Source organism: Pseudomonas cavernicola, assembly GCF_003596405.1.
GTDB classification, from domain to species: domain Bacteria; phylum Pseudomonadota; class Gammaproteobacteria; order Pseudomonadales; family Pseudomonadaceae; genus Aquipseudomonas; species Aquipseudomonas cavernicola.
Window position 1 is genome coordinate 2,448,085 of record NZ_QYUR01000002.1, and the last position, 20,455, is coordinate 2,468,539.

Consider the following 20,455-nt stretch of genomic DNA (forward strand, 5'->3'; position numbering starts at 1 on the left):
GCGAGCAAAGCCTTGGCGCAGCCGCAGACAAGGCCGATTCATCGCGCTATAAGCCGCTAGAATTGCGCCCTTTCATCTTCTGAGCCTGTCTGCATGGCCTCGCCGACTCTGCGCATCATCGGTTTCATCATCGGTATTTTCCTGATTACCCTGGCCATCAGCATGGTCATCCCAATGCTGACCCTGCTGATTTTCGAGCGCGCCGCCGAGCTCAACACGTTCCTCTGGTCGAGCCTGATCACCTTTGTCGCCGGCCTGATCCTGGTGCTGCCCGGTAAGCCGGAGCATGTGCAGTTGCGTCCGCGTGACATGTACATGCTCACCGTCAGCAGCTGGGTCGCGGTGTGCATTTTCGCCGCCTTACCGTTTTTGCTGACCCAGCGCATCAGTTACACCGACTCGTTCTTCGAGAGCATGTCCGGCATCACCGCCACCGGAGCCACGGTACTCAGCGGGCTGGACAGCATGTCGCCAGGCATCCTGATCTGGCGCTCGCTGCTGCACTGGCTGGGCGGTATCGGTTTTATCGGCATGGCGGTGGCGATCCTGCCGCTGCTGCGCATCGGTGGCATGCGCCTGTTCCAGACCGAGTCGTCGGACCGCTCGGAAAAGGTCATGCCGCGCTCGCACATGGTCGCCAAGTTCATCGTGCTGACCTATGTTGGCATCACCCTGTTCGGCACCCTGGCGTTTTGGCTGGCCGGCATGGGCCCGTTCGATGCAATCAACCACGCCATGTCGGCCATCTCCACCGGCGGCTTCTCCACTTCCGACCAATCGCTGGCCAAGTGGTCGCAACCGGCGGTGCACTGGGTCGCAGTGGTGGTGATGATCCTCGGCAGCTTGCCCTTCGCATTGTATGTGGCAACGTTACGCGGCAACCGTTGGACGCTGTTCAAGGACGAGCAGGTACGCGGCTTTCTTGGTCTGCTACTGGTCACCTGGCTGGTTATGGGCGCTTGGTACTGGCTGACCACCGACCTGCACTGGCTGGACGCGCTACGGCATGTGGCGGTCAACGTCACCTCGGTGATGACCACCACCGGCTTCGCCCTGGGTGACTACAGCCTCTGGGGCGATTTCTCGCTGATGATCTTTTTCTACCTCGGTTTCATCGGCGGCTGCTCGGGCTCGACCGCCGGCGGGATCAAGATTTTCCGCTTTCAGGTCGCTTACATCCTGCTCCGGGCCAACCTGCATCAGCTGATTCACCCGCGCGCGGTGATCAAACAGAAATACAACGGCCATCGTCTGGACGAAGACGTGGTCCGCTCGATTCTGACCTTCTCGTTCTTCTTCACCATCACCATCTGTGTGATCGCCCTCGGCCTGTCGCTGCTCGGTCTGGATTGGATGACCGCGCTGACCGGCGCGGCCAGCTCGGTAGCCGGCGTCGGCCCCGGTTTAGGTGAAGTGATCGGCCCATCGGGCAACTTCGCCGGGCTGCCGGATGCGGCCAAGTGGTTGTTGGCGCTGGGCATGCTGTTGGGACGGCTGGAAATTCTCACCGTGCTGGTGTTGTGTGTCCCAGCGTTCTGGCGGCACTGACACCGGTTACCGGTCCTCGCATTAACGAGAGTGCCGAAAGGGCCCTGCACCGCCATACCGCCCGCAGGCGGGAATCCAGAAAATCTGCCAGATAACGCGGTTTGCCAAGAGAGCCGTGTCCGCCGCCACTGGGCCCCCGCGTTCGCAAACGACGGGGTTTAACCGAAAACCCTCGTCAATCCCATCACCGTCATTCTCTCAAGGGCGCGAGCCCAGCAGACAGATTCTGCGCGCGGTACTCCCCCGGGGTCGCGTCGAACCAGCGGCGGAAGGCGCGAAAGAAGTTGCTCGGGTCGGCGAAGCCCAGCAAATAGGCGGTTTCCAGCAGTGTCAGATTAGGTTGCGCGAGATACTGCACGGCCAACTCGCGGCGAGTGTCGTCGAGCAACTGCTGAAAACTGGTGCCCTCCTCCTGTAAACGCCGTTGCAAGGTGCGCTGCGACAGATGCAGCGCCTGCGCCACCGTGTCGCGCTTGGGTTCGCCCTGGGGCAACAGCCGGCAGAGCACCTGGCGCGCCTGATGGGTCACCCGGCTTTCCGAAAAACGCGCCAGGTACTCACCGGCAAAGCGGTCGTGCAGCTGGGCCAGCGACGCATTGGCGCTGGGCAAGGGTGTTTCCAGATCAGCGCGCTCGAACAGCACGGCATAATGCGCGGCATTGAACTTGAGCGGCGCCTGGAACACTTGCTGGTAAGGCTCCAGATCGGCCGGCGGCTCACCCTGAAAACGGATTTCCAGCGGCCGGATCGGCTTGCCGGTCATCCAGCGGCAAAAGGCCAGGGTGTAGGCCAATGAGGCCTCGGCGCTCTGCCTTGCCGGCGCCAGACGGTCGCCATGAATCGCCAGGACCAGGGCATAGCCTTCCGGCAACTGACGAAAACTCAGATCAGCCCCTTCGGCGATGATCCGTTGATAACGTACCAGCCGCGCAAAACCTTCCTTCAGTGTCCGGCTGGACATCAGCGCATAACCGACCACATGGAAGGACGCCGGGCGCACCACCTTGGCCATGTTCAGGCCAATCGCCGGGTTGCCCGAGAGCTGCACCGCCCGCTGCCACAGCCGCGTCATACCGTCCTGCGGGAAACGCGCATCCGGGTTATCCAGCGCGGCGTAATCCAGCCCCAGTTCAGGAAACAGCCGACGGCAGTCGACACCGCCCATTTCCAGCGCCTGCACTATGCCCAGAGCCCAGCTTGAGGAAGTCGTACGTTCGCTCATGGCGTCTTCTTATTCTATCCACGGTGGCCGCAAGAGCGCGGCCTGGCGGCACAAGGATACTAAACTGGCACCTAATGTCACTGGCCCGCGAAGACACTCGCCCTACACTTCAAACACCACGAGCACTGGGATGTATCGCCCGCCCGGTGAGGGGTGAGCACAGTCTGGACTTGTGCCGGGCTCGCAGTGCCCTAGTTTGCCAGGACAACCAACCAGCGCCTTAACAATGACAGGAGGTGTGCCGTGAGCACGCAAACCGCCGAGCGCTACACCCGTTTTGCCGATTTCTACCCGTATTACCTACAGGAACACAGCAACGCAACCTGTCGCCGCCTGCATTATGTCGGCAGCCTACTGGTGCTGAGCATTCTCGCTTACGCCATCGTCAGCCAGCAGTGGCTCTGGCTGCTGGCTATGCCGCTGGCCGGTTATGGCTTCGCCTGGGTCGGCCACTTCGTCTTCGAAAAGAACCGCCCTGCCACCTTCAAGTACCCGCTTTACAGCTTTATGGGCGACTGGGTGATGCTCAAGGACGCCTTGACTGGGCGCATCAAGTTCTAAACGTGCCAGTACCAGCTCTATGCCAAACCGTAGGCTGGGTAGAGTGCCAAACAACGGCTCTACCCAGCCTACATTGCAAAAGTCCGACAAAACCCAATTAGAGGACTCCTGATGAACACCCACGCCCGCTTTACCCATATGCAAGACGGCACCGCCGAGGACTGGAGCATCATCGCCCAGGACTTTGCCGCCTACGCCAAACAACTGCCGGATCGCATCCTGACCCATCTAAAACTGCTCGATGGCGACTTCGGTGGCTTCCCGGTCGATCGCCTGACGCACTCACTGCAAACCGCGACCCGCGCCCACAATGATGGGCGCGACGAGGAATACGTGGTCTGCGCCTTGCTTCACGATATTGGCGACACGCTCGGTTCCTACAACCACCCGGATATCGCCGCAGCCATCCTCAAACCCTTCGTCAGCCCGGAAAACCTCTGGATGGTGGAGAAGCATGGGATCTTTCAGGGCTACTACTTTTTCCACTACCTGGGCATGGATCGGCACCTGCGCGAACAGTTCAAGGAACACCCGCTGTACCAGCAGACCATCGAGTTCTGTGCCAAGTACGATGCGGCGGCCTTCGATCCCGACTATGCCAGCCTGCCACTGACATTCTTCGAGCCGATGCTGCGCCGAGTCTTCGCCCAGCCGAAAAACTCGATCTATACAGCAGCCATGGAACAGGGCCAACACTAAGCCCAGTTGACCACTGACGCCCCTTGCGCCGCCTTTCGGCAGCCATGCTTGGCTGCCGAACCTTTGCTGGTTATGATCCCCGACCAGTCAAAAGCTTGGCCTCTGTCTTGCAGAGTGCATAGACGTCCGCCAGAGACGTCAGAAAATCAGCAGGGATCGTGTCACCGCCATGAAGCCAGTCCATTTCGAGCGCCGCCATACCGATCTACCGTCGCTACCTCTGCGCGAGTACTACTCCCGCGTACTGGCGTATATCGCCACGGCAGCCAGCATCGCGGCGGGCACTTATGTGCAATATTTCGGTTACGACATCCTCTGGCTTGTGCCCTATGCCCTGCTCTACCCACACCTGGCACATCACCTGAGTCAACGATTCAAGGGCGAGCATCCACGACAGACCAACCTGGTACTGCTGTTCATCGATGCCCTGCATGCCGGTGCCGGTGTGGCGTTACTGGGTTTTTCAGTCGTCCCGAGTTCGATGTCCCTGCTCATCCTGAGTTTCACCGCGTTGATCGTTGGCGGCCTGCGCCACCTCGGGCTATCGCTGTTGATCGCAGTCAGCGGGCTGGTACTGACCAGCGTCGTCGTCCAACCCGAATTGAAAGCCACCACGCCAACCCTGGTGGCGCTGGTCAGCGTGCTGTTCACCACGCTGTACATCGGCATTACCGCCTACTTCATGCACCAACAGGGCATCCGCCTCGGTGTCGCGCGCAGCGAGATTAAACGCGAGCAGGAAAAGGCCGCGCGGCTGGCGCGCAACCTGGCCAAATACCTGTCGCCACAAGTCTGGGAATCGATCTTCAGCGGCAAAAAGAGCGTGCGCCTGGAAACCCAGCGCAAGAAGCTCACGGTGTTCTTCTCCGACATCAAAGGCTTCACCGAGCTGTCCGAGGAGCTGGAAGCCGAGGCCCTGACCGATCTGCTCAACACCTACCTGAACGAGATGTCGAAGATCACCCTGAAATACGGTGGCACCATCGACAAGTTCATCGGTGACTGCGTGATGGTGTTCTTCGGCGATCCGACCAGCCAGGGCGCGAAGAAGGACGCGGTAAACGCGGTGTCCATGGCCATCGCCATGCGCAAGCATATGAAAGTGCTGCGTCAACAATGGCGTGCCCAGGGCATCACCAAACCGCTGGAAATCCGCATGGGCCTGAACACCGGCTACTGCACCGTCGGTAACTTTGGCGCCGACACGCGCATGGACTACACCATCATCGGCCGCGACGTGAACCTCGCCAGCCGCCTGGAAAACGCCGCCGAGTCCGGCGAGATCCTGATCTCCCACGAGACTTATTCGTTGGTGAAAGACGTGATCATGTGCCGCGACAAAGGCCAGATCAGCGTCAAAGGCTTCACCCGCCCGGTGCAGATCTATCAAGTGGTGGATTTCCGTCGCGACCTCGGCTCCACCTCCAGCTATGTCGAGCACGAACTGCCGGGCTTCTCCATGTACCTGGACACCAACGGCATCCAGAACTTCGACAAGGAGCGGGTGATCCAGGCGCTCAACCTGGCGGCCGAGAAGCTGCGCGACAAAGTGATTCTCTAAGCCCGCGCAACGCTAAACCCTTGCTGGGTTTCGCCGAAAAACGGCTCTACCCAGCCTACGCCCACCAGGCCCGGCTACTACGGGTTGACGAATACCTCGCCTATTTCGCAAGGCCGACCATCCAGCAACGGCTGCTGCATCAGGAACTCCAGCGCCGAGGCCCGCCAGGACTGCCGCGCCGCCCTCTCGGCGCAGCCTGTACGGTCCAACTCCAGCGCCGCCAGGCAGGCCTTGGCCAAATCCTCATCCAGCACACCCGTCACGCCTGCCTCCAGCACATCCAGCGGCCCGGCTACCGGGAAGGCCGCGACCGGCGTGCCGCAGGCCAGCGCCTCCAACATCACCAAGCCATAGGTGTCGGTACGCGAGGGAAAGACCAGCACGCTGGCCTCACAGTACGCCTGGGCCAACGCCTGACCATGCCGATAGCCGAGAAAACGCACCTGCGGATAACCCGCCTCCAGTTCTGCGCGCTGTGGCCCGTCGCCGACCACGCGCTTCTCCCCCGGCAGCTCGAGGCGAAGAAATGCCTCCAGGTTCTTCTCCGGGGCGATCCGCCCGACATACAGAAACACCGGTTGTCTCGGCTGCGTGTGCGCCAGCGCCGGTTGGAATAGGCGCAGATCCACGCCCTTGCGCCACAACCGCAAACGCTGCAAGCCCCACCCGGCGAACTCACTGCGCAAGCGCTCGGTCGTCACCAGCACGGCCTGACTCGATCGGTGAAAGGCGCACAGATAGGCATAACCCCAGGCCAGCGGAATCCATGGCCAACGCGTGTGGAGGTATTCCGGAAAGCGCGTATGGATTGCCGTGGAAAAGGCCAAACCACGCTTGACCAACCAACGTCGCGCCGCCCAGCCGACCGGGCCTTCGGTGGCCAGGTGCACGCAATCCGGGCGGAACTCGCGGATCGCCGCGCCGACCTTCCACAGCTCCCACACCAGCGGGACTTCCGGGTAAGACGGACACGGCCGGTGGCGGAACTCCAGCGGCGACAGCAGTTTGACCAGATGCCCCAGTTCACGCAGCTCGGCGACCAGCGCTTGCAGGCTGGTCACCACGCCATTGACTTGCGGCAGCCAGGCGTCGCTGACGATCAGGATTCTCATGCCGCCGGCTCGACTGCCAGGAGTTGCTTGGCGTCCTGCTGAGCCAAGCGCGCCTGATCATCGGCCAGGCGATACAACTCGATCGTACCGTCCAGATGCTCGATCAAGGCCGTGCAGGACTCCACCCAGTCACCACAGTTCATGTATTCCACCTCGCCCATCTGGCGGATTTCGGCATGATGAATATGCCCGCAGACCACGCCATTGAAGCCCCGTTTGACGCATTCGTGGGCGATGGCCTCCTCGAAGTCGCTGATAAAGTTTACCGCACTTTTGACCTTGTGCTTGAGGTAGGCCGAGAGCGACCAGTAGCCATAGCCGTAACGGCGGCGCCAATGATTGAGCCAGCGATTCAGGGTCAGGGTGATTTCGTAAGCCGAATCACCGAGAAAGGCCAGCCAGCGGTGGTAGCGGGTGATAACGTCGAACTGGTCGCCATGCACGATCAGCAGGCGGCGGCCGTCAGCCGTGACGTGCTCTGCCTCGTCGACCAGTTGAATATTGCCCAGTACCAGTTTGGAGTAACGACGGAGAAACTCGTCATGGTTGCCGGTGACGTAGATAACCTCGGTGCCGCGCTTGCTCATGGTCAGTAAGCGGCGGATCACGTTGGTGTGCGCCTGCGGCCAGAATATCCCGCTGCGCAACCGCCAACCGTCGATGATGTCGCCGACCAGGTAGACCTTGTCCGCCTGATAACGTTTGAGAAACTGCGACAAATGCTCGGCCTGGCAATCGCGGGTGCCTAGGTGGACATCCGAGATCCAGAGGGTACGGACGCGTTGCTTACGACTGGGTTTGACAAGCTCAGCGCTGCTCATGGGGCGGCCTCCGGCAGGGTTTTTCCGAGCTTGAACGCCCGTGGTGAAACGCCCATGACAAGCAAACGACAAACTGATGACAGCGCCACCGCCAGCAACTGTAGGTAGACTGAGCACCTCCGCCGAGGATGCCGCGATGAGTTCGATTCTCTCCCTGCGCCAGTACAGCCATGACCTGATAGCCCACAGCCACGACCACGCCCAGATGGTGTTCGGCCTGATTGGCCAATTGGACTTTGAAGTCGCCGGGCATGGCAGCCAGGTCATCCGCCAAAGCCTGGTCGTGGTGCCCGGCGCGACCCACCATGCCTGCGGTAGCCCAAGTGGTAGCCAGTGCCTGGTGCTCGATGTGCCGCCCACCGAGTGGTTGCAGCACACCCTCGGCCCGCACGCAGACAGCAGTCGCCGCCTGCTGGAGAAACCCGCCGCCCTCACCCTCAGTCCGGCGCAAAACCAGTTGGTCAACTGGCTGGCCGCCAGCCCGATCAATGATCCGGTGATCGCTCAACAAGGCGCGGCCCTGCTCTTGGCCAGCCTGGCGACCGACTGCCACAGCGCCGGCGAAAGCCAGCGTCTGCCGCTCGCCGCGCTGGACACCTATATCGACCAACACGCCGCGCACCCGCTGCAGGTCGCCGACCTGGCACGCCTGACCGGCCTCTCTAGCGCGCGTTTTCACGCACGTTTTCTCAGTGAAACCGGGCAAACGCCGATGGACTACGTGCGCAGCCGTCGCCTGCAACAGGGCCTGGAACTGCTGCGCGGGACACAACTGGCGGTCGGTGAGATTGCCGCCCAGGTCGGCTACAGCTCGCAAAGCGCCTTCACCGCGGCCCTGGCCCGTGAGTTTGGCGCCACGCCTCGCACCCTGCGCCGCGAGTCGCGCGACAATTCCCGCTAGCCGCGCGACAGACAGCCCCGCGCGCAAGCTCTAGACTGCCGCCATCACTCAGGAAGACGCGTCATGGAGCCACTATGCAGACTATCGATTGGCAGGATTTCGAGCGTGTGGAACTACGCGTCGGCACCATCCGCAGCGCAAAACCCAACGAGAAAGCGCGCAAGCCCGCCTATGTGCTGGAAGTCGACCTCGGCCCACTCGGAGTGAAAACCTCCAGCGCGCAACTCACCGCCCTTTATGCAGCTGATAGCCTAATCGGCCGCCAAGTGCTCTGCGTGTGCAATTTTGCGCCGAAATCGATTGCCGGCGTGCGCTCGGAGATTCTCGTCACCGGCGCGTACGACGCGGAGAATCGCGTGGTCTTGGCCAGCTTCGAGCATTCCCTACCGAATGGCAGCCGCCTGGCCTAATTCCAGTTCTATTTCAGAGTAGAACGCGAAGGCGAGCGAGCAGCGACGAGACAGTACAGGTAGTACGGCGAGGAGCGGCGCAGCGCTGCCGACAAAGTTATACGAATGAAAGAGAACTGGAGTTCAGCATGAACCACCGCTCAGCCCTAACCGCCCTGCATTGCGGCGCCCTGTTCTTTGGCTTTACCGGTGTACTCGGCAAACTTGCTGCGACTACGCCCGCCATGATCGTCTTCGGCCGCGCCGCGTTTGCCGTCCTTGCGTTGGCTGTATTTGCCGGGCTGATCACGAGCACATCCTGGCAACGCCTGAAAACCAGCGACTGGGCACGCCTGACGCTGGGTGGTTTGCTCTTGGCCGGACACTGGGTCAGTTTTTTCATTTCGGTGAAAGTGGCCGGTGTCGCCATCGCGACCCTGGGCTTCACCAGCTTTCCGGCACTCACGGTGATACTCGAAGGGCTGATCTTTCGCGAACGCATTCGCCGCCATGAAATCATCCTGGTTGTGCTGGTGAGTGTCGGCCTGGTGCTGGTCACGCCGGATTTCAACCTGGACAGCGGCGCCACGGTCGGGCTGCTCTGGGGCGTGCTTTCAGGCTTGCTCTTCGCGTTGCTATCACTGACCAATCGCGCCGGCTCCGGCAAAGTGGCTCCGGTGCAGGCAGCCCTCTGTCAGAACCTGGTCGTCGCGGTGTGCCTGCTGCCTTTCGCCGCGCCAATCCTACCCACGGTTCAAGCGCTGGATTGGCTATGGCTGGCATTGCTCGGCGTGCTCTGCACCGGCTTGGCCCACAGCCTGTTCGTCGCCAGCCTGGACGTACTCAAGGCGCGCACCGCAGCCGTGGTGTTCGCCCTGGAGCCGGTCTATGGCATCACCTTCGCCTGGTTGATCTTCGCGGAAACACCGACGCTGCGGATGGTCGCCGGCGGTGCGCTGATCATCTTCGCCATCTTCCTCTCGGCGCGGATGGGCGGCACCAAGCATGCCGCGCCGGTCGATGGCCAAGTGGCGTAGTCCTGAAATAAAAAGGTTCAGTGCGTTTTGCCGGGTAATGCTGGCGAGGGACGCTCAATCCCCAGTCGGCGCAACCCGGTCGCTGTGACCCAGATCGCGCGCCGGGTCGATCTGATCCCGCAGCCGCTGCTTGAGCACCTTGGCCTCGGGGAAGCCGCCATCGGCTTTACGCTCCCAGATCTGCACGCCGTCGCAGGTGATGCGAAACACCCCTCCAGTGCCCGGCTCCAGGCTGACCTTGCCGAGATCGTCGCTAAAGGTACTGAGCAGCTCTTGCGCCAACCAGGCCGCGCGCAGCAACCATTGGCACTGCGTGCAGTAAGTGATTACGACTTCGGGTTTCGGCTGACTCATCTTAACGGCGCTCCAGGTTTGCCAGAATCCGCGCATGCACCTGCTGGCAGCGACGGAGTTCTTCCTCATCGATGCCATCGAAGAGTTCCAGGCGCAGCTGGGTGGAAATTGCCTCGATCTGCTCAATCAAGGGCCGTGCTGACGGGCTCAAAGCGATTTTCTTCGCCCGGCGATCTTCCACTACTGCCTGCCGGCGGACCAAACCCTGGGCTTCCAAACTGTCGAGCAAGCGCGCCAGGGTCGGCCCTTCAACCCCAACGCTCTGCGCCAGCTCACGCTGAGTCGGCAACTCGCTGAAACGTGCCAGGTGCAACAGTACGAGCCAACGTGCCTGGGACAAGCCAAGCCCGGCCAGGCGCCGATCCAGCTCGGCGCGCCAAGAACGCGACAGTTGGGCGAGCTGCATAGCAAAACGATGTTGATCAGTGTGCGACATAACGAAAGGCTCTTGATTACCGCCAAAGCTAATTATTAGCCAGCTAATCATAACCCCGACCACAGAGGCAAGACCCCAACGCCCCTCACCACTTCACATATTGCTCTTCAACAAAGCCCCAGAGATTGTCGATGCTGATTGCCGCTCGCCCGTGCGGCCGCAACACGCCACGGAACTGGCCGAAGATCTGCTTGAAGTTGCTGGCCAGCACGCCCAGATTCATCCGCTCCTGGTGTAAGCCACGCGCCTCGAACTGCAATGCCACCTGACCATCGTAAGAATCGATCCGCCAAGGCTGCAGCGGCTGCTCACGGTCATAGCTAAAGCGCACCGTATCGACCTTGATCAGCTCGCCATCCAGCCAAAAACAGTTCTCGGTAAAGCTGGTCTCGTTCACCCCGCAGGACAGGTTCAGCCCCACCCGTTGCGCACCGGCCTGGCCAGACAAACAGGCCCAGTTCCAGCAGGTCTCCGGGCGCATATAGCCAGCCGACCAGTCGTGATGGGCAAAGGCCTCGATGGCTGCCAGGTCGAAGTCACCCAGGGCGCTTTTGACCTGTCCGGTGCAGCGCACTCCGGCGACTTTTTGCGCATACACCCAGCCGTTCACCGCGGTAGGCGTATTGATGCACATCGACTGAAACGCCGGTGTGGCCTCGGTAAAACAGGCGTCGATCCGCGTGCCATCGTCCAACTCCACCAGCAGCCGCTTCTCTTGCGAGGCAGCATGATTTTCCAGGCGCAGGAGATTGCGCCCACTGCGCAGCTCACACACGCCGTCATTCGGCTGCTGTGAGAAGCGCGTGCCAAACCCCAGCGGTAACTTGAACTGCCGCTCGATCATCCGCCCGCTGGCGGGATGGAACAGGTAGACGAAGCCGATCCCCGCCAGGCTGAGGTTGGCCAGCGCGCAGCCACCGATCAGTTGATCGCTGATCAGGCCGAAGTACTGAAATTGGTGAAAGCGCCGCCACTTGGCCAGTGGCCCCAGCCGACGGCCCATGGGGGAACGAAAGTCGAAGTCGCGGTAATTGATCACGCTGGGCGCGGTAGGAAAGATACCGTAATGCGGCTGGCCGTTGGCCTGGATCAGTGGGTCCATCAAGGTGCGGCTCGCTGCGAGGGAATTTCGCGATGCTAGCACTCACGTGCCAAGCCCGGCATTCACCGCCTACGCCAACCCCAAGGACAAAATCGGCCAGCCGAGACGATTTAGATCAACGCACTATCGCGCTCCTAAGCCACTACCTGATTACGGCCAAAGGCTTTGGCCTCATACAGCGCGCGATCCGCGTGCTCATACAGCTTGGCTATCTCGCCACCGTCAGCCGGACGCAGACAGGCCACGCCGATTGACATGGTGACCATGCTGGCGGTATCCGAACGCTCATGGCGAATGTCCAGATGCTCCAATGCTGCCCGCAGAATCTCGGCACGCTGGCGCGCCTGCTCTTCGGTGATGTCATAGAGCAGCACCGCGAACTCTTCGCCGCCGAGGCGCACCGACATATCGAACGGTCGCCGCGCGGCCTCACTGAATACCGTGCCAACCCGTTGCAAGACGTTGTCCCCGGCCTGGTGACCGTAGCGGTCGTTGTAGGCCTTGAAGTGGTCGATATCGCAGAGCAGCAGGGCCAAGGGCTGGCTTTCCCGCTGGGCCTGGCGCCACAGACGTTCTAGTTGGCGGTTGAAACTGCGCCGGTTGTGCAGCCCGGTGAGGCTATCGCGCTCAGCCAGCACGCGCATCAGCCGGCTGACCAGGAAATGCTCCCGCGACTTGAACTCCAAGAGGTAACAACCCAGCGCCCCCATCAGGTTGCCAAACAACAGAAACAGTACATTGTTGACCAGCCGTGGGATCGGCAAACCGGCCAGCAGCTCAAAGCCGACATAGGCCAGCAGCAGCACCAGGGAGCTGGCGAGCGCCTCGGAAAGCCGCAGGCCGACCAGAAAGTAAGCCGCCATGCAGACCAGCAGCACACCTTCATAGGGATAGTTCGGATCGACCGTGTGGGCGATCGCCACGACGGCCGCCGAACCCAGCCCGAGCGCCCCGATGCAGGTCAGGCTCAAGGGCACCAACAGCTGTGTATGCCGGCGTTGCAGCATCAGCCCGCCGCAGGCCAGCAGCAGCAAGAGCACGCCCAAACGCACGGCAAGCATCCACCAGAGTGGCTGGGTTTGGATCAGGAATGAGTCGAGGCCGGCAAACGCCAGCCAGATGACCATGCCGACGCTTAGCGCAATGCGTTTGAGGTCGAAGCCGTCCTCGCGCATATGGGCGCGGTACTCACGCTCCAACGGACGGACGAAGCGCAGCAGGCGGAAACCAAGCGCTAACTGATCGGCATACGGATTGGGGCGGACATCGTCTAGCCAGGCATGATGGAACGACACCTTTACCTCTTCTCATTGTGGAGGCTTTCGAGACACCTTAGCCGCTGGTGACAGGCGTCACAAGTTTGTCGTTTTAATGCGCCAACGCTTTGGCGAAACTGCCCCCAGTAACAGCCGACTGAACCGTCTCAGACCTCAAACTCCGACTGCAACGCCGCACGCACGCAATAGAGCACCCCGTCCGCCACCCGCCCGGCGAACTGCTCGGATAACGCCGCCACCGCGGGCAGCTCGCCTTCGCCGTCGAGGAATGCGTCCTGAATCTCGCCAAGTAGCTCTTGTGGCAGATCCAGCGCCTGTTCCAGCGACAACTGTTGCCGGCCAATGGCTTCGGCCAGCAAGCTGTAGACGTTCTTTTCGCTGCACTTGAGCTGCCCCGCGATCTGCTGTGGGGTCATCCCTGCGCGCGCCAAGCTGATCAGTTCGTGACGTAGATCGACCACCACCTGCGGCGCCTCGACCGCGCCGTTGAGCACTTCGAGGAAGGCCTCGCCATAGCGCTCCAGCTTGCGCGCCCCGACCCCGCTGACTTGCGCCATTTCGGACAGCGAACCCGGTTTGCTGCGCAACATCTCCAACAAGGTCGCATCGGGAAAAATCACATAGGGCGGTACTGCATGCTCCTCGGCCAGTTTCCGCCGTAGTGCACGCAGGGCTTCCCACTGCTCGCGCTCCTCGCCACGCACCAGTTGGCTGGCGGCGCTGGCCGAGGGTTTGGCGCTCTGCTGCGGTTTCAGGTCCCGGCGCAACTGCAAAGCAACTTCACCGCGCAACAACGGCCGGCAACTGTCACTCAGGCGCAGGCCGCCATAGCCCTCGAGATCGACATCAGCCAAACCGCGGGCCACCAACTGGCGGAATAGCGAACGCCACTCGCCCTCGCTAAGCGCCTTGCCGACACCAAACACCGACAAGTGCTGATGGCCGAGGCTGCGCACTTTGTCGTTATCACGGCCCAGCAGCAGATCGACCAGATGACCGACACCATAACGCTGGCCGCTGCGGAAGATGGCCGAGAGCGCCTGGCGCGCCGGTTCGGTGGCGTCCCAAGTCTGCACACCGTCGACGCAGTTATCACAATGACCACAAGGTTGTGGCAACTCTTCATCGAAGTAGGCCAGCAGTGCCTGGCGGCGGCAACGAATCTGCTCACACAGGGCGAGCATGGCGTCGAGCTTGTGCTGTTCGAGGCGCTTATGGCGCTCATCGCCTTCGGAGTTCTGCAACATTTGCTTGAGCAACAGCACGTCCTGCAGCCCGTAGGCCATCCAGGCATCCGCCGGCAAGCCATCGCGACCGGCACGTCCGGTTTCCTGGTAATAGGCCTCGAGGGATTTCGGCAGATCCAGGTGCGCCACAAAACGCACGTTGGGTTTGTCGATCCCCATACCGAAAGCGATGGTCGCCACCATGATCAGACCCTCCTCGTTGAGGAAGCGCTTCTGGTGGTAGGCGCGCAACTCATGGGGCAAGCCCGCGTGATACGGCAGCGCCGGGTAACCCTGGGTACTTAGAAAGGCCGCGACTTCTTCGACTTTCTTGCGCGACAAGCAGTAGACAATCCCGGCATCGCCCTTGCGCTCGCTGAGGAAGGTCAGCAACTGCTTACGCGGCTGCTCTTTCGGCACGATGCGGTAGAAGATGTTGGGGCGGTCGAAGCTCGAGAGAAAGCGCTCGGCATTCTGCAAATGCAGGCGGGTGACGATTTCCTCACGGGTACGCATGTCCGCGGTGGCCGTCAGGGCGATCCGCGGCACCTGCGGGAACAGTTCGGCCAATTGCCCCAGCTGCAGGTACTCTGGGCGGAAGTCATGGCCCCACTGCGACACGCAATGCGCTTCATCGATAGCGAACAGTGCAATATCGAGGTTTTGCAGGAACGCCAGCATGCGCGGCTGCACCAGACGCTCGGGCGCCAGGTAAAGCAGCTTGATCTCGCCGCGCTTGATCCGCTCGGCGATCTCCCGCTGCTCATCGGCACTCAGGGTGGAATTCAGCGCGACAGCCGCCACCCCCAACTCGTCAAGCGTGGCGACCTGATCTTCCATCAGCGCGATCAGCGGCGAAACTACCACCGCCAATCCCTCACGCAGCAGCGCCGGAACCTGGAAGCACAGCGACTTGCCGCCACCCGTTGGCATCAACACCAGGGCATCGCCACCACTGGCAACGCACTCGATGATCGCACCCTGACGCCCACGGAAACTGTCGTAGCCGAAGATGTCTTTAAGGATGCGCAGAGCCGGTTCGAGCATATAAACCCCAAGCTGTTGCAAAAGAAGAGCCCCCGAAAAAGCCCACTCTTGAGCGTTTCCTTGGGATGCCCGCGCGGGCTGAAGAGCCGGCGGGTGGCGCCCGAGCGCCGTCACAAAGCCGCGCAGTATACGCGAGCGACCGCCTGCAGAGGTCGACGCCCATCGGCCATGGGCATGCCAACCCCCCAGGGTCAGACTGTGTAAAAACGTAGCGAGCGAAGGTTAGACAAGGCGCAACGCAGCGAAGCGGAGTAACAGCCGCAGGTTGGCCCGATGGGCGAGCGCCAGCGAGTCAAAACTGGCGAGAAAGCGCAGTTTACGTGGTGTAAATGAGCATTTTGAGCCTGTTTTTAACGCCGTATAACGGAGCGCAGTAGTTTTTACACGGTCTGGAATATCCGCCATTCCAGCCATCACGCCGGGTGGCGTGGGTTTAAATCGAAAAAAATCTCAGATCACGGCCGCTTTGCTGGGCTATCCGGGCTAAAATCCAGCCTTATTAAGTCCTTCTAAGGTAGTCCCACGATGTCCTTCGCTGAGCAACTATCCCGCCTGCAAGCCTTCCTCGACGCTGACGAACTGCACGACGAGGCCTTGGACTACGTGGCCGCTCACGGCTACCTGACCGCCTTGTCGATTTGCCCCGACCAAGCGCCAGAGCGCGAATGGATCGACGCGCTGTTCGCCGAACCGCCGCACTACCGCAGCGATGCCGAACGGGAAGAGATCGAAGCCACGCTGATCCAGCTCAAAGCCCACATCACCCGCCTGCTGGGCGCCGATGATGATCTGGAGCTGCCCTGCGAGCTCGACCTCGGTGAAGTGCCGGACGACTCCGACATTCGCGGCTGGTGCATTGGCTTTATGGAAGGCGTGTTCCTGCGCGAGGCCGCCTGGTTCGAAGACGCCGAAGACGAAGTCAGCGAGCTGCTGCTGCCGATCATGGTCGGTTCCGGCTTGTTCGATGAACAGCCCGAGTTCATCGATATCGCCCGTGATCGTAACCTGATGGACGACATGGTCGAGCAAATCCCGGAGCTGCTCACTGCGCTGTTCCTGCTCTGCAACGCCCCCGACGAGAAGCCAGCGCTGCTCAAGCCGCGCCACCATTAAGAAGGTGTTTTTCAAAATCGGCGAGCGAAGGTCAGGCAAGGCGCAACGTAGCGAAGCGGAGTAACAGCCGTAGGCTGGCCCGCAGGGCGAACGTAGTGAGTCAAAATGGCCGAGGAAGCGGAGTTTACGAGCTGTAAATGAGCATTCCGAAGCCATTTTTAACGCAGCATCACGCGCGAAGCCCGCAGACAATTTGAAAACAGCTTCTAAGGTTGCGAGGATGGACCACGAAGTCCGCGAAAGCCGTCACTCCGCCGTGCGCTATAGCCTGCTGACCGTCGGTTGGTTGAGCGTAGTGCTCGGCGTGATCGGCATCTTCGTTCCGGTGCTGCCGACCACACCCTTCCTGCTGCTGGCTGCCGCCTGCTTTGCCCGCAGCTCACAGCGCTTCTATCTCTGGCTGGTCGGCCATCCCAAGCTCGGCCCGTGGATTCGCGACTACCTCGACGGCCACGGTATCCCACTCAAGGGCAAGGTCTACGCCATCGGTTTGATGTGGCTAAGCATCGCTCTCTCTTGCTACCTGGTACCGCTACCCTGGGCCCGCGCGTTTATGCTCAGCTGTGCGGTCTTGGTCAGCCTCTACATCCTCAAGCAGAAAACCCTGCCCAATCGTTGATGCCTCGCCCCCAACGACCTGTTGAATAACCTCTGCCCGGCAAAACTCCGGCGTACTGCCTAGACTAAGGCCATCTTCGGCGGAGACGCGGCATATGCAGCCTCGGCAGCGCACTCATGGACGGCAACCGCGACCGCTAATGGCTTGCTTGGGCTGGTGCCTGCTGTTTTGCCTGATCATTGGCGTCGCTAGCGTTTGGGCTAACTGGGACTTTGACGTAATCATCCAGAATGCCGAAACCCGCTACGGCAGCCTCGGCCCCGCCAAGGGTCGGATCGAAGAGTGGAACGCATTGATCGAGAGCAGCGGCGAACTGCCTGAGAGTGAAAAGCTCAGCGCGGTTAATCGCTTCTTCAACCGCCAACTGCGCTTTGTCGACGACAGCCGCATCTGGCGTCAGAACGATTACTGGGCCACGCCGATCGAGGCGCTGGTCAAAGGTGCTGGCGACTGCGAGGACTACTCCATCGCCAAGTACTTCACCCTACGCCGCCTCGGCATCCCCAGCGAAAAGCTGCGGATCACCTACGTCAAGGCCCTGAACTACAACCAGGCCCATATGGTGCTGACTTATTACGCCAGCCCTATGGCGCAGCCGTTGGTACTGGATAACCTGATCGGCGACATCCGCCCCGCCTCACAACGTAAAGACTTGCTGCCGGTGTATGCCTTCAATGCCGAAGGCCTCTATCTACCTGGTTCCGCCGGCAAACGCCGTGACACCAAGAAGCTGTCGCGCTGGCAGGATTTGTTGAAAAAAATGCACGCCGAAGGCTTCGCCGTTGGCGAGGGTTAGGAGAACGTTATGTCGCTACTCAAGCAGCTATTTCTCGCCATCTGCCTGTTTCTGGTGGTGGCCTTCACCGGCAGTTTTATCGCTGGGGTAGAAAGTTCGCGTGCTCAGTTGCTCAGCCAACTGCGCTCCCACGCGCAAGACGCCGCTACCGCGCTTGGGCTGTCGATGACGCCACATGTGGACGACCCGGCGATGATCGAGCTGATGGTCAGCTCGATTTTCGATAGCGGCTACTTCGCCAGCATCCGCGTGATGCGTATCGCGGACGAACAGGTGATAGTCGAGCGGCGCAGCACCACGACTACGGAGACAGTGCCGAGCTGGTTCGCCAGCCTGGTCAACCTCCAGGCGCAAGGCGGCGATGCGCTGATCATGCGCGGCTGGGAACAGGTGGCGCGGGTCGAAGTGATCAGCCATCCACAATTCGCCCTGGCCAAGCTGTGGGACAGCGCCATCGGCAGCCTGCTCTGGCTGCTGCTGTGCGGGTTGCTCAGCGCTATCCTCGGCGGCTGGCTGCTGCGCACCCAGTTAAAGCCCTTGGACAACATGGTGCAGCAAGCTCAGGCCATCACCCGCCGCGAGTTCTTCACCCTGCCGCACGTACCACGGACACCCGAACTGAAACGGGTCGTTCTGGCCATGAACCAGATGGTCGAGAAACTGAAGAACCTGTTTGCCGAAGAAGCCGCACGTAGCGAAAAACTGCGCGAAGAAGCCTATCAGGACAGCCTGACTGGCCTGGCCAACCGTCGGTTGTTCGACATTAACCTGGCCAACCAGCTCGCCGTTAACGAACAGAACGCCGAGGGTTACCTGATTCTGTTGCGGGTCAATGACCTTGGCGGCTTGAACAAGCGCCTGGGCGGGCAACGCACCGATGCCCTGATCGCCGCCATCGGCGAGCAACTCAAACGGCTACTCGACCAGCCAAGCCGCGCCAACTGGCTGGCCTCACGCAGCCGCGGCGGCGAGTTCACCTTGCTCGCACCGGGTCTGGCTGGCGAGGATGCCGACCGGCTGGCGCTGGAGCTGAGTGATGGCTTGGAAAGCCTCCGGCAAACCGGTGCCAGCGATTGCACACCCGTCGCCCACCTTGGTATCGCCGCCTTCCGCCCTGGCGAAGAGGTTAACCACGTCATAAGTCGGGCCGATCAGGCTCTGGCGCAGGCTCAAAGCAACCCGAGCAAGCCTTGGGAGCGCCTGGATGATTTCAATGCCCTTCCCAGCCAGGGCCTGAACGACTGGCGCAACTGGATCGACGAAGCACTGAACAAAAGCAAGTTGCAGCTGTACTTCCAACCGGTGGTGGAGTGTGCAGACATCAGCAAGGTGCTGCATCAGAAGGTCCTTGCTCGCCTGCTCGACCCACAGGGCGAGGCCGTTGCGGCAGGCCGCTTCCTGCCCTGGATCGAGCGCCTGGGCTGGGCCGCGCGCTTCGACCTGGCGATGCTGGAGCACACCTTGGACCACCTCGCGCAACACCCTTACCCCGTCGCTCTCAGCCTATCGGCCGCGACCCTGCGTGAGCCGGACAGCCAAGCGCGGATGGTTGCCATACTCAAAGAACACCCGCAACAAGCCAGCCTGATGACCCTGGAGATCGACGAGCGCCACCTACCACCGCCAGCCGAGTTGGAGCGCCTGAGCCAGGCGCTGCATGACGCCGGCTTTAAACTTGGCCTGCAACACTTCGGTGGCCGCTTCAGCCTGATCGGTAATCTGACGCACCTCGGCCTCGCTTACCTGAAAGTCGACGGCACCTACATTCGCGCCATCGATCAGGAAAGCGACAAGCGCCTGTTTATCGAAGCCATGTTCCGCGCAACCAACAGTATTGATTTGCCGCTGATAGCGGAGATGGTGGAAACCGAAGGCGAACTCGCCGTACTCAACGAACTCGGCATTCACGGCGCCATGGGCCGTCTGATCGGCGCACCGGCGCCCTGGAAGGCGTAATTGTTGGCTGGCCTCGCCAAGCCCCCCGTTCGACCGCAGGCGCGGCTCGGGGGCAGTGCAGACATCAGGCTTTTGTTTTGTAGGAGCGGCTTTAGCCGCGAAGCGGGACAAAAGGTGGCGCTGTCCTCGCGAAAGAACACCCCCAGCCTTTGCGGGAGAGGCTTTAGCCGCGACGGCTGTATTGGCTGAGAGGGCCAATCGCGGATAAATCCGCTCCTACGCCCAGTTCGACTCCCCGGCAAGCCGAACGCTCTGCGCCTGCAGCCAAGCTAACGGCTACCCGCTAGATCAACTCGCTCTCACCATCTCCAAGCAAGCCACTTAAACCACCCAACTGCGAACGTGTCTCCGCCCGCTGGTGCAACTTACGCCGTGCCGCCTCCGGTAGATCGGTGTAGCGAATCACCCCACGGCTAACCAACACCCCCACCAAGTCCTCCAGCACCCGAACCAGCTCAAGATCCGAACCTTGCAAGCTAGCCAGCCGTGCCCGTACCTCTTCCTGCATCGTCAGCCAGGCCTGCAGCTCTTCATGCTCTTCCGCCAGGGTTGCCGTCATTCCCTCAAAAGGGTCGTGCGCCACCCGCAACAACCGCCCCTGCTCGTCACGCTGCACATAGACCATAGGTGCCTCCTGCAACCGCCCATAAAAAAGCCCGCCACCCGTGAAGATGGCGG

General features: G+C 61.2%; 20 protein-coding genes. 11 read left to right on the forward strand and 9 right to left on the reverse strand.

Annotated features, from left to right (window positions below; all coding sequences use genetic code 11):
- The first annotated feature begins 93 nt into the window (after window positions 1–93).
- Complete coding sequence (locus D3879_RS11680; protein WP_119954401.1) at window positions 94–1,548, forward strand: TrkH family potassium uptake protein; 1,455 nt, start codon at window positions 94–96, stop codon at window positions 1,546–1,548.
- A gap of 190 nt (window positions 1,549–1,738) precedes the next feature.
- Here D3879_RS11680 and D3879_RS11685 read toward each other — a convergent pair whose 3' ends face one another.
- On the reverse strand, window positions 1,739–2,770 hold the full coding sequence (locus D3879_RS11685; RefSeq protein ID WP_119954402.1) for an AraC family transcriptional regulator: 1,032 nt from the start codon (window positions 2,768–2,770) through the stop codon (window positions 1,739–1,741).
- A 243-nt stretch (window positions 2,771–3,013) separates the two neighbouring features.
- On the opposite strand from D3879_RS11685, the gene D3879_RS11690 reads away from it, so the two are divergent.
- From D3879_RS11690 to D3879_RS11700, 3 genes are all read left to right on the forward strand, one after another.
- Complete coding sequence (locus tag D3879_RS11690) at window positions 3,014–3,331, forward strand: Mpo1-like protein (RefSeq protein WP_119954403.1); 318 nt, start codon at window positions 3,014–3,016, stop codon at window positions 3,329–3,331.
- Between the two features lie 111 nt (window positions 3,332–3,442).
- The gene (locus tag D3879_RS11695; RefSeq protein WP_119954404.1) at window positions 3,443–4,030 is read left to right on the forward strand and encodes an HD domain-containing protein; all 588 of its coding nucleotides are present in this window, start codon (window positions 3,443–3,445) and stop codon (window positions 4,028–4,030) included.
- A gap of 169 nt (window positions 4,031–4,199) precedes the next feature.
- A complete protein-coding gene (locus D3879_RS11700; protein WP_119954405.1) occupies window positions 4,200–5,591 on the forward strand; it encodes an adenylate/guanylate cyclase domain-containing protein in 1,392 nt (463 codons plus the stop codon).
- A gap of 77 nt (window positions 5,592–5,668) precedes the next feature.
- On the opposite strand, the gene D3879_RS11705 is transcribed toward D3879_RS11700, so the two are convergent.
- On the reverse strand, window positions 5,669–6,703 hold the full coding sequence (locus D3879_RS11705; protein WP_119954406.1) for a glycosyltransferase family 4 protein: 1,035 nt from the start codon (window positions 6,701–6,703) through the stop codon (window positions 5,669–5,671).
- Window positions 6,700–7,524: a UDP-2,3-diacylglucosamine diphosphatase gene (locus D3879_RS11710; RefSeq protein ID WP_119954407.1), complete on the reverse strand. Its 825-nt coding sequence runs from the start codon at window positions 7,522–7,524 to the stop codon at window positions 6,700–6,702. Before D3879_RS11710 ends, D3879_RS11705 begins: the two co-directional genes overlap by 4 nt.
- A gap of 136 nt (window positions 7,525–7,660) precedes the next feature.
- Here D3879_RS11710 and D3879_RS11715 point away from each other — a divergent pair, with 136 nt between their 5' ends.
- The 3 genes from D3879_RS11715 (at window position 7,661) to D3879_RS11725 (ending at window position 9,851) form a co-directional block, all read left to right on the forward strand.
- Window positions 7,661–8,425, forward strand: a complete 765-nt coding sequence (locus tag D3879_RS11715; protein WP_119954408.1) for a helix-turn-helix transcriptional regulator — start codon at window positions 7,661–7,663, stop codon at window positions 8,423–8,425.
- A 74-nt stretch (window positions 8,426–8,499) separates the two neighbouring features.
- Complete coding sequence (locus tag D3879_RS11720) at window positions 8,500–8,835, forward strand: tRNA-binding protein (protein ID WP_119954409.1); 336 nt, start codon at window positions 8,500–8,502, stop codon at window positions 8,833–8,835.
- 128 nt (window positions 8,836–8,963) lie between these two features.
- Entirely contained in the window at window positions 8,964–9,851 is an 888-nt protein-coding gene (locus D3879_RS11725) for a DMT family transporter (protein WP_119954410.1), read from the forward strand.
- Window positions 9,852–9,905: 54 nt separating this feature from the next.
- Here D3879_RS11725 and D3879_RS11730 read toward each other — a convergent pair whose 3' ends face one another.
- The 5 genes from D3879_RS11730 to recQ all read right to left on the reverse strand — a co-directional run bounded on the left by D3879_RS11730 (window position 9,906) and on the right by recQ (window position 15,293).
- Window positions 9,906–10,205 carry an Rdx family protein gene (locus D3879_RS11730; RefSeq protein WP_119954411.1) on the reverse strand — a complete coding sequence of 100 codons (300 nt, stop codon included), beginning with the start codon at window positions 10,203–10,205 and terminating at the stop codon, window positions 9,906–9,908.
- Between the two features lies 1 nt (window position 10,206).
- Window positions 10,207–10,641, reverse strand: coding sequence for a MarR family transcriptional regulator (locus D3879_RS11735; protein WP_119954412.1), 435 nt, complete (start codon window positions 10,639–10,641; stop codon window positions 10,207–10,209).
- A gap of 85 nt (window positions 10,642–10,726) precedes the next feature.
- Complete coding sequence (locus D3879_RS11740) at window positions 10,727–11,743, reverse strand: DUF2804 domain-containing protein (protein ID WP_119954413.1); 1,017 nt, start codon at window positions 11,741–11,743, stop codon at window positions 10,727–10,729.
- A gap of 134 nt (window positions 11,744–11,877) precedes the next feature.
- Window positions 11,878–13,038, reverse strand: coding sequence for a GGDEF domain-containing protein (locus tag D3879_RS11745; RefSeq protein WP_119954414.1), 1,161 nt, complete (start codon window positions 13,036–13,038; stop codon window positions 11,878–11,880).
- A 128-nt stretch (window positions 13,039–13,166) separates the two neighbouring features.
- Window positions 13,167–15,293 (reverse strand): DNA helicase RecQ, encoded by a 2,127-nt coding sequence (recQ, locus tag D3879_RS11750; RefSeq protein ID WP_119954415.1) that lies wholly within the window; start codon window positions 15,291–15,293, stop codon window positions 13,167–13,169.
- Between the two features lie 525 nt (window positions 15,294–15,818).
- Between recQ and D3879_RS11755 the strand changes: the two genes are divergently transcribed.
- The 4 genes from D3879_RS11755 (at window position 15,819) to lapD (ending at window position 19,777) form a co-directional block, all read left to right on the forward strand.
- Window positions 15,819–16,406, forward strand: a complete 588-nt coding sequence (locus D3879_RS11755; protein WP_119954416.1) for a UPF0149 family protein — start codon at window positions 15,819–15,821, stop codon at window positions 16,404–16,406.
- A gap of 220 nt (window positions 16,407–16,626) precedes the next feature.
- Window positions 16,627–17,025 (forward strand): YbaN family protein, encoded by a 399-nt coding sequence (locus D3879_RS11760; RefSeq protein ID WP_119954417.1) that lies wholly within the window; start codon window positions 16,627–16,629, stop codon window positions 17,023–17,025.
- Window positions 17,026–17,164: 139 nt separating this feature from the next.
- Complete coding sequence (gene lapG, locus D3879_RS11765; RefSeq protein WP_238474225.1) at window positions 17,165–17,821, forward strand: cysteine protease LapG; 657 nt, start codon at window positions 17,165–17,167, stop codon at window positions 17,819–17,821.
- A gap of 9 nt (window positions 17,822–17,830) precedes the next feature.
- On the forward strand, window positions 17,831–19,777 hold the full coding sequence (gene lapD / locus D3879_RS11770) for a cyclic di-GMP receptor LapD (RefSeq protein ID WP_119954419.1): 1,947 nt from the start codon (window positions 17,831–17,833) through the stop codon (window positions 19,775–19,777).
- A gap of 283 nt (window positions 19,778–20,060) precedes the next feature.
- Here lapD and D3879_RS11775 read toward each other — a convergent pair whose 3' ends face one another.
- The gene (locus tag D3879_RS11775) at window positions 20,061–20,402 is read right to left on the reverse strand and encodes a tryptophan synthase subunit beta (RefSeq protein WP_119954420.1); all 342 of its coding nucleotides are present in this window, start codon (window positions 20,400–20,402) and stop codon (window positions 20,061–20,063) included.
- Window positions 20,403–20,455: the final 53 nt, after the last annotated feature.

Coding starts and splice junctions, on each gene's coding strand:
- D3879_RS11680 (WP_119954401.1), top strand. CDS start 94: ATGGCCTCGCCGACTCTGCGCATCATCGGTTTCATCATCGGTATTTTC.
- D3879_RS11685 (WP_119954402.1), bottom strand. CDS start 2,770: ATGAGCGAACGTACGACTTCCTCAAGCTGGGCTCTGGGCATAGTGCAG.
- D3879_RS11695 (WP_119954404.1), top strand. CDS start 3,443: ATGAACACCCACGCCCGCTTTACCCATATGCAAGACGGCACCGCCGAG.
- D3879_RS11700 (WP_119954405.1), top strand. CDS start 4,200: ATGAAGCCAGTCCATTTCGAGCGCCGCCATACCGATCTACCGTCGCTA.
- D3879_RS11705 (WP_119954406.1), bottom strand. CDS start 6,703: ATGAGAATCCTGATCGTCAGCGACGCCTGGCTGCCGCAAGTCAATGGC.
- D3879_RS11710 (WP_119954407.1), bottom strand. CDS start 7,524: ATGAGCAGCGCTGAGCTTGTCAAACCCAGTCGTAAGCAACGCGTCCGT.
- D3879_RS11715 (WP_119954408.1), top strand. CDS start 7,661: ATGAGTTCGATTCTCTCCCTGCGCCAGTACAGCCATGACCTGATAGCC.
- D3879_RS11720 (WP_119954409.1), top strand. CDS start 8,500: ATGCAGACTATCGATTGGCAGGATTTCGAGCGTGTGGAACTACGCGTC.
- D3879_RS11725 (WP_119954410.1), top strand. CDS start 8,964: ATGAACCACCGCTCAGCCCTAACCGCCCTGCATTGCGGCGCCCTGTTC.
- D3879_RS11730 (WP_119954411.1), bottom strand. CDS start 10,205: ATGAGTCAGCCGAAACCCGAAGTCGTAATCACTTACTGCACGCAGTGC.
- D3879_RS11735 (WP_119954412.1), bottom strand. CDS start 10,641: ATGTCGCACACTGATCAACATCGTTTTGCTATGCAGCTCGCCCAACTG.
- D3879_RS11740 (WP_119954413.1), bottom strand. CDS start 11,743: ATGGACCCACTGATCCAGGCCAACGGCCAGCCGCATTACGGTATCTTT.
- recQ (WP_119954415.1), bottom strand. CDS start 15,293: ATGCTCGAACCGGCTCTGCGCATCCTTAAAGACATCTTCGGCTACGAC.
- D3879_RS11755 (WP_119954416.1), top strand. CDS start 15,819: ATGTCCTTCGCTGAGCAACTATCCCGCCTGCAAGCCTTCCTCGACGCT.
- D3879_RS11760 (WP_119954417.1), top strand. CDS start 16,627: ATGGACCACGAAGTCCGCGAAAGCCGTCACTCCGCCGTGCGCTATAGC.
- lapG (WP_238474225.1), top strand. CDS start 17,165: ATGGCTTGCTTGGGCTGGTGCCTGCTGTTTTGCCTGATCATTGGCGTC.
- lapD (WP_119954419.1), top strand. CDS start 17,831: ATGTCGCTACTCAAGCAGCTATTTCTCGCCATCTGCCTGTTTCTGGTG.
- D3879_RS11775 (WP_119954420.1), bottom strand. CDS start 20,402: ATGGTCTATGTGCAGCGTGACGAGCAGGGGCGGTTGTTGCGGGTGGCG.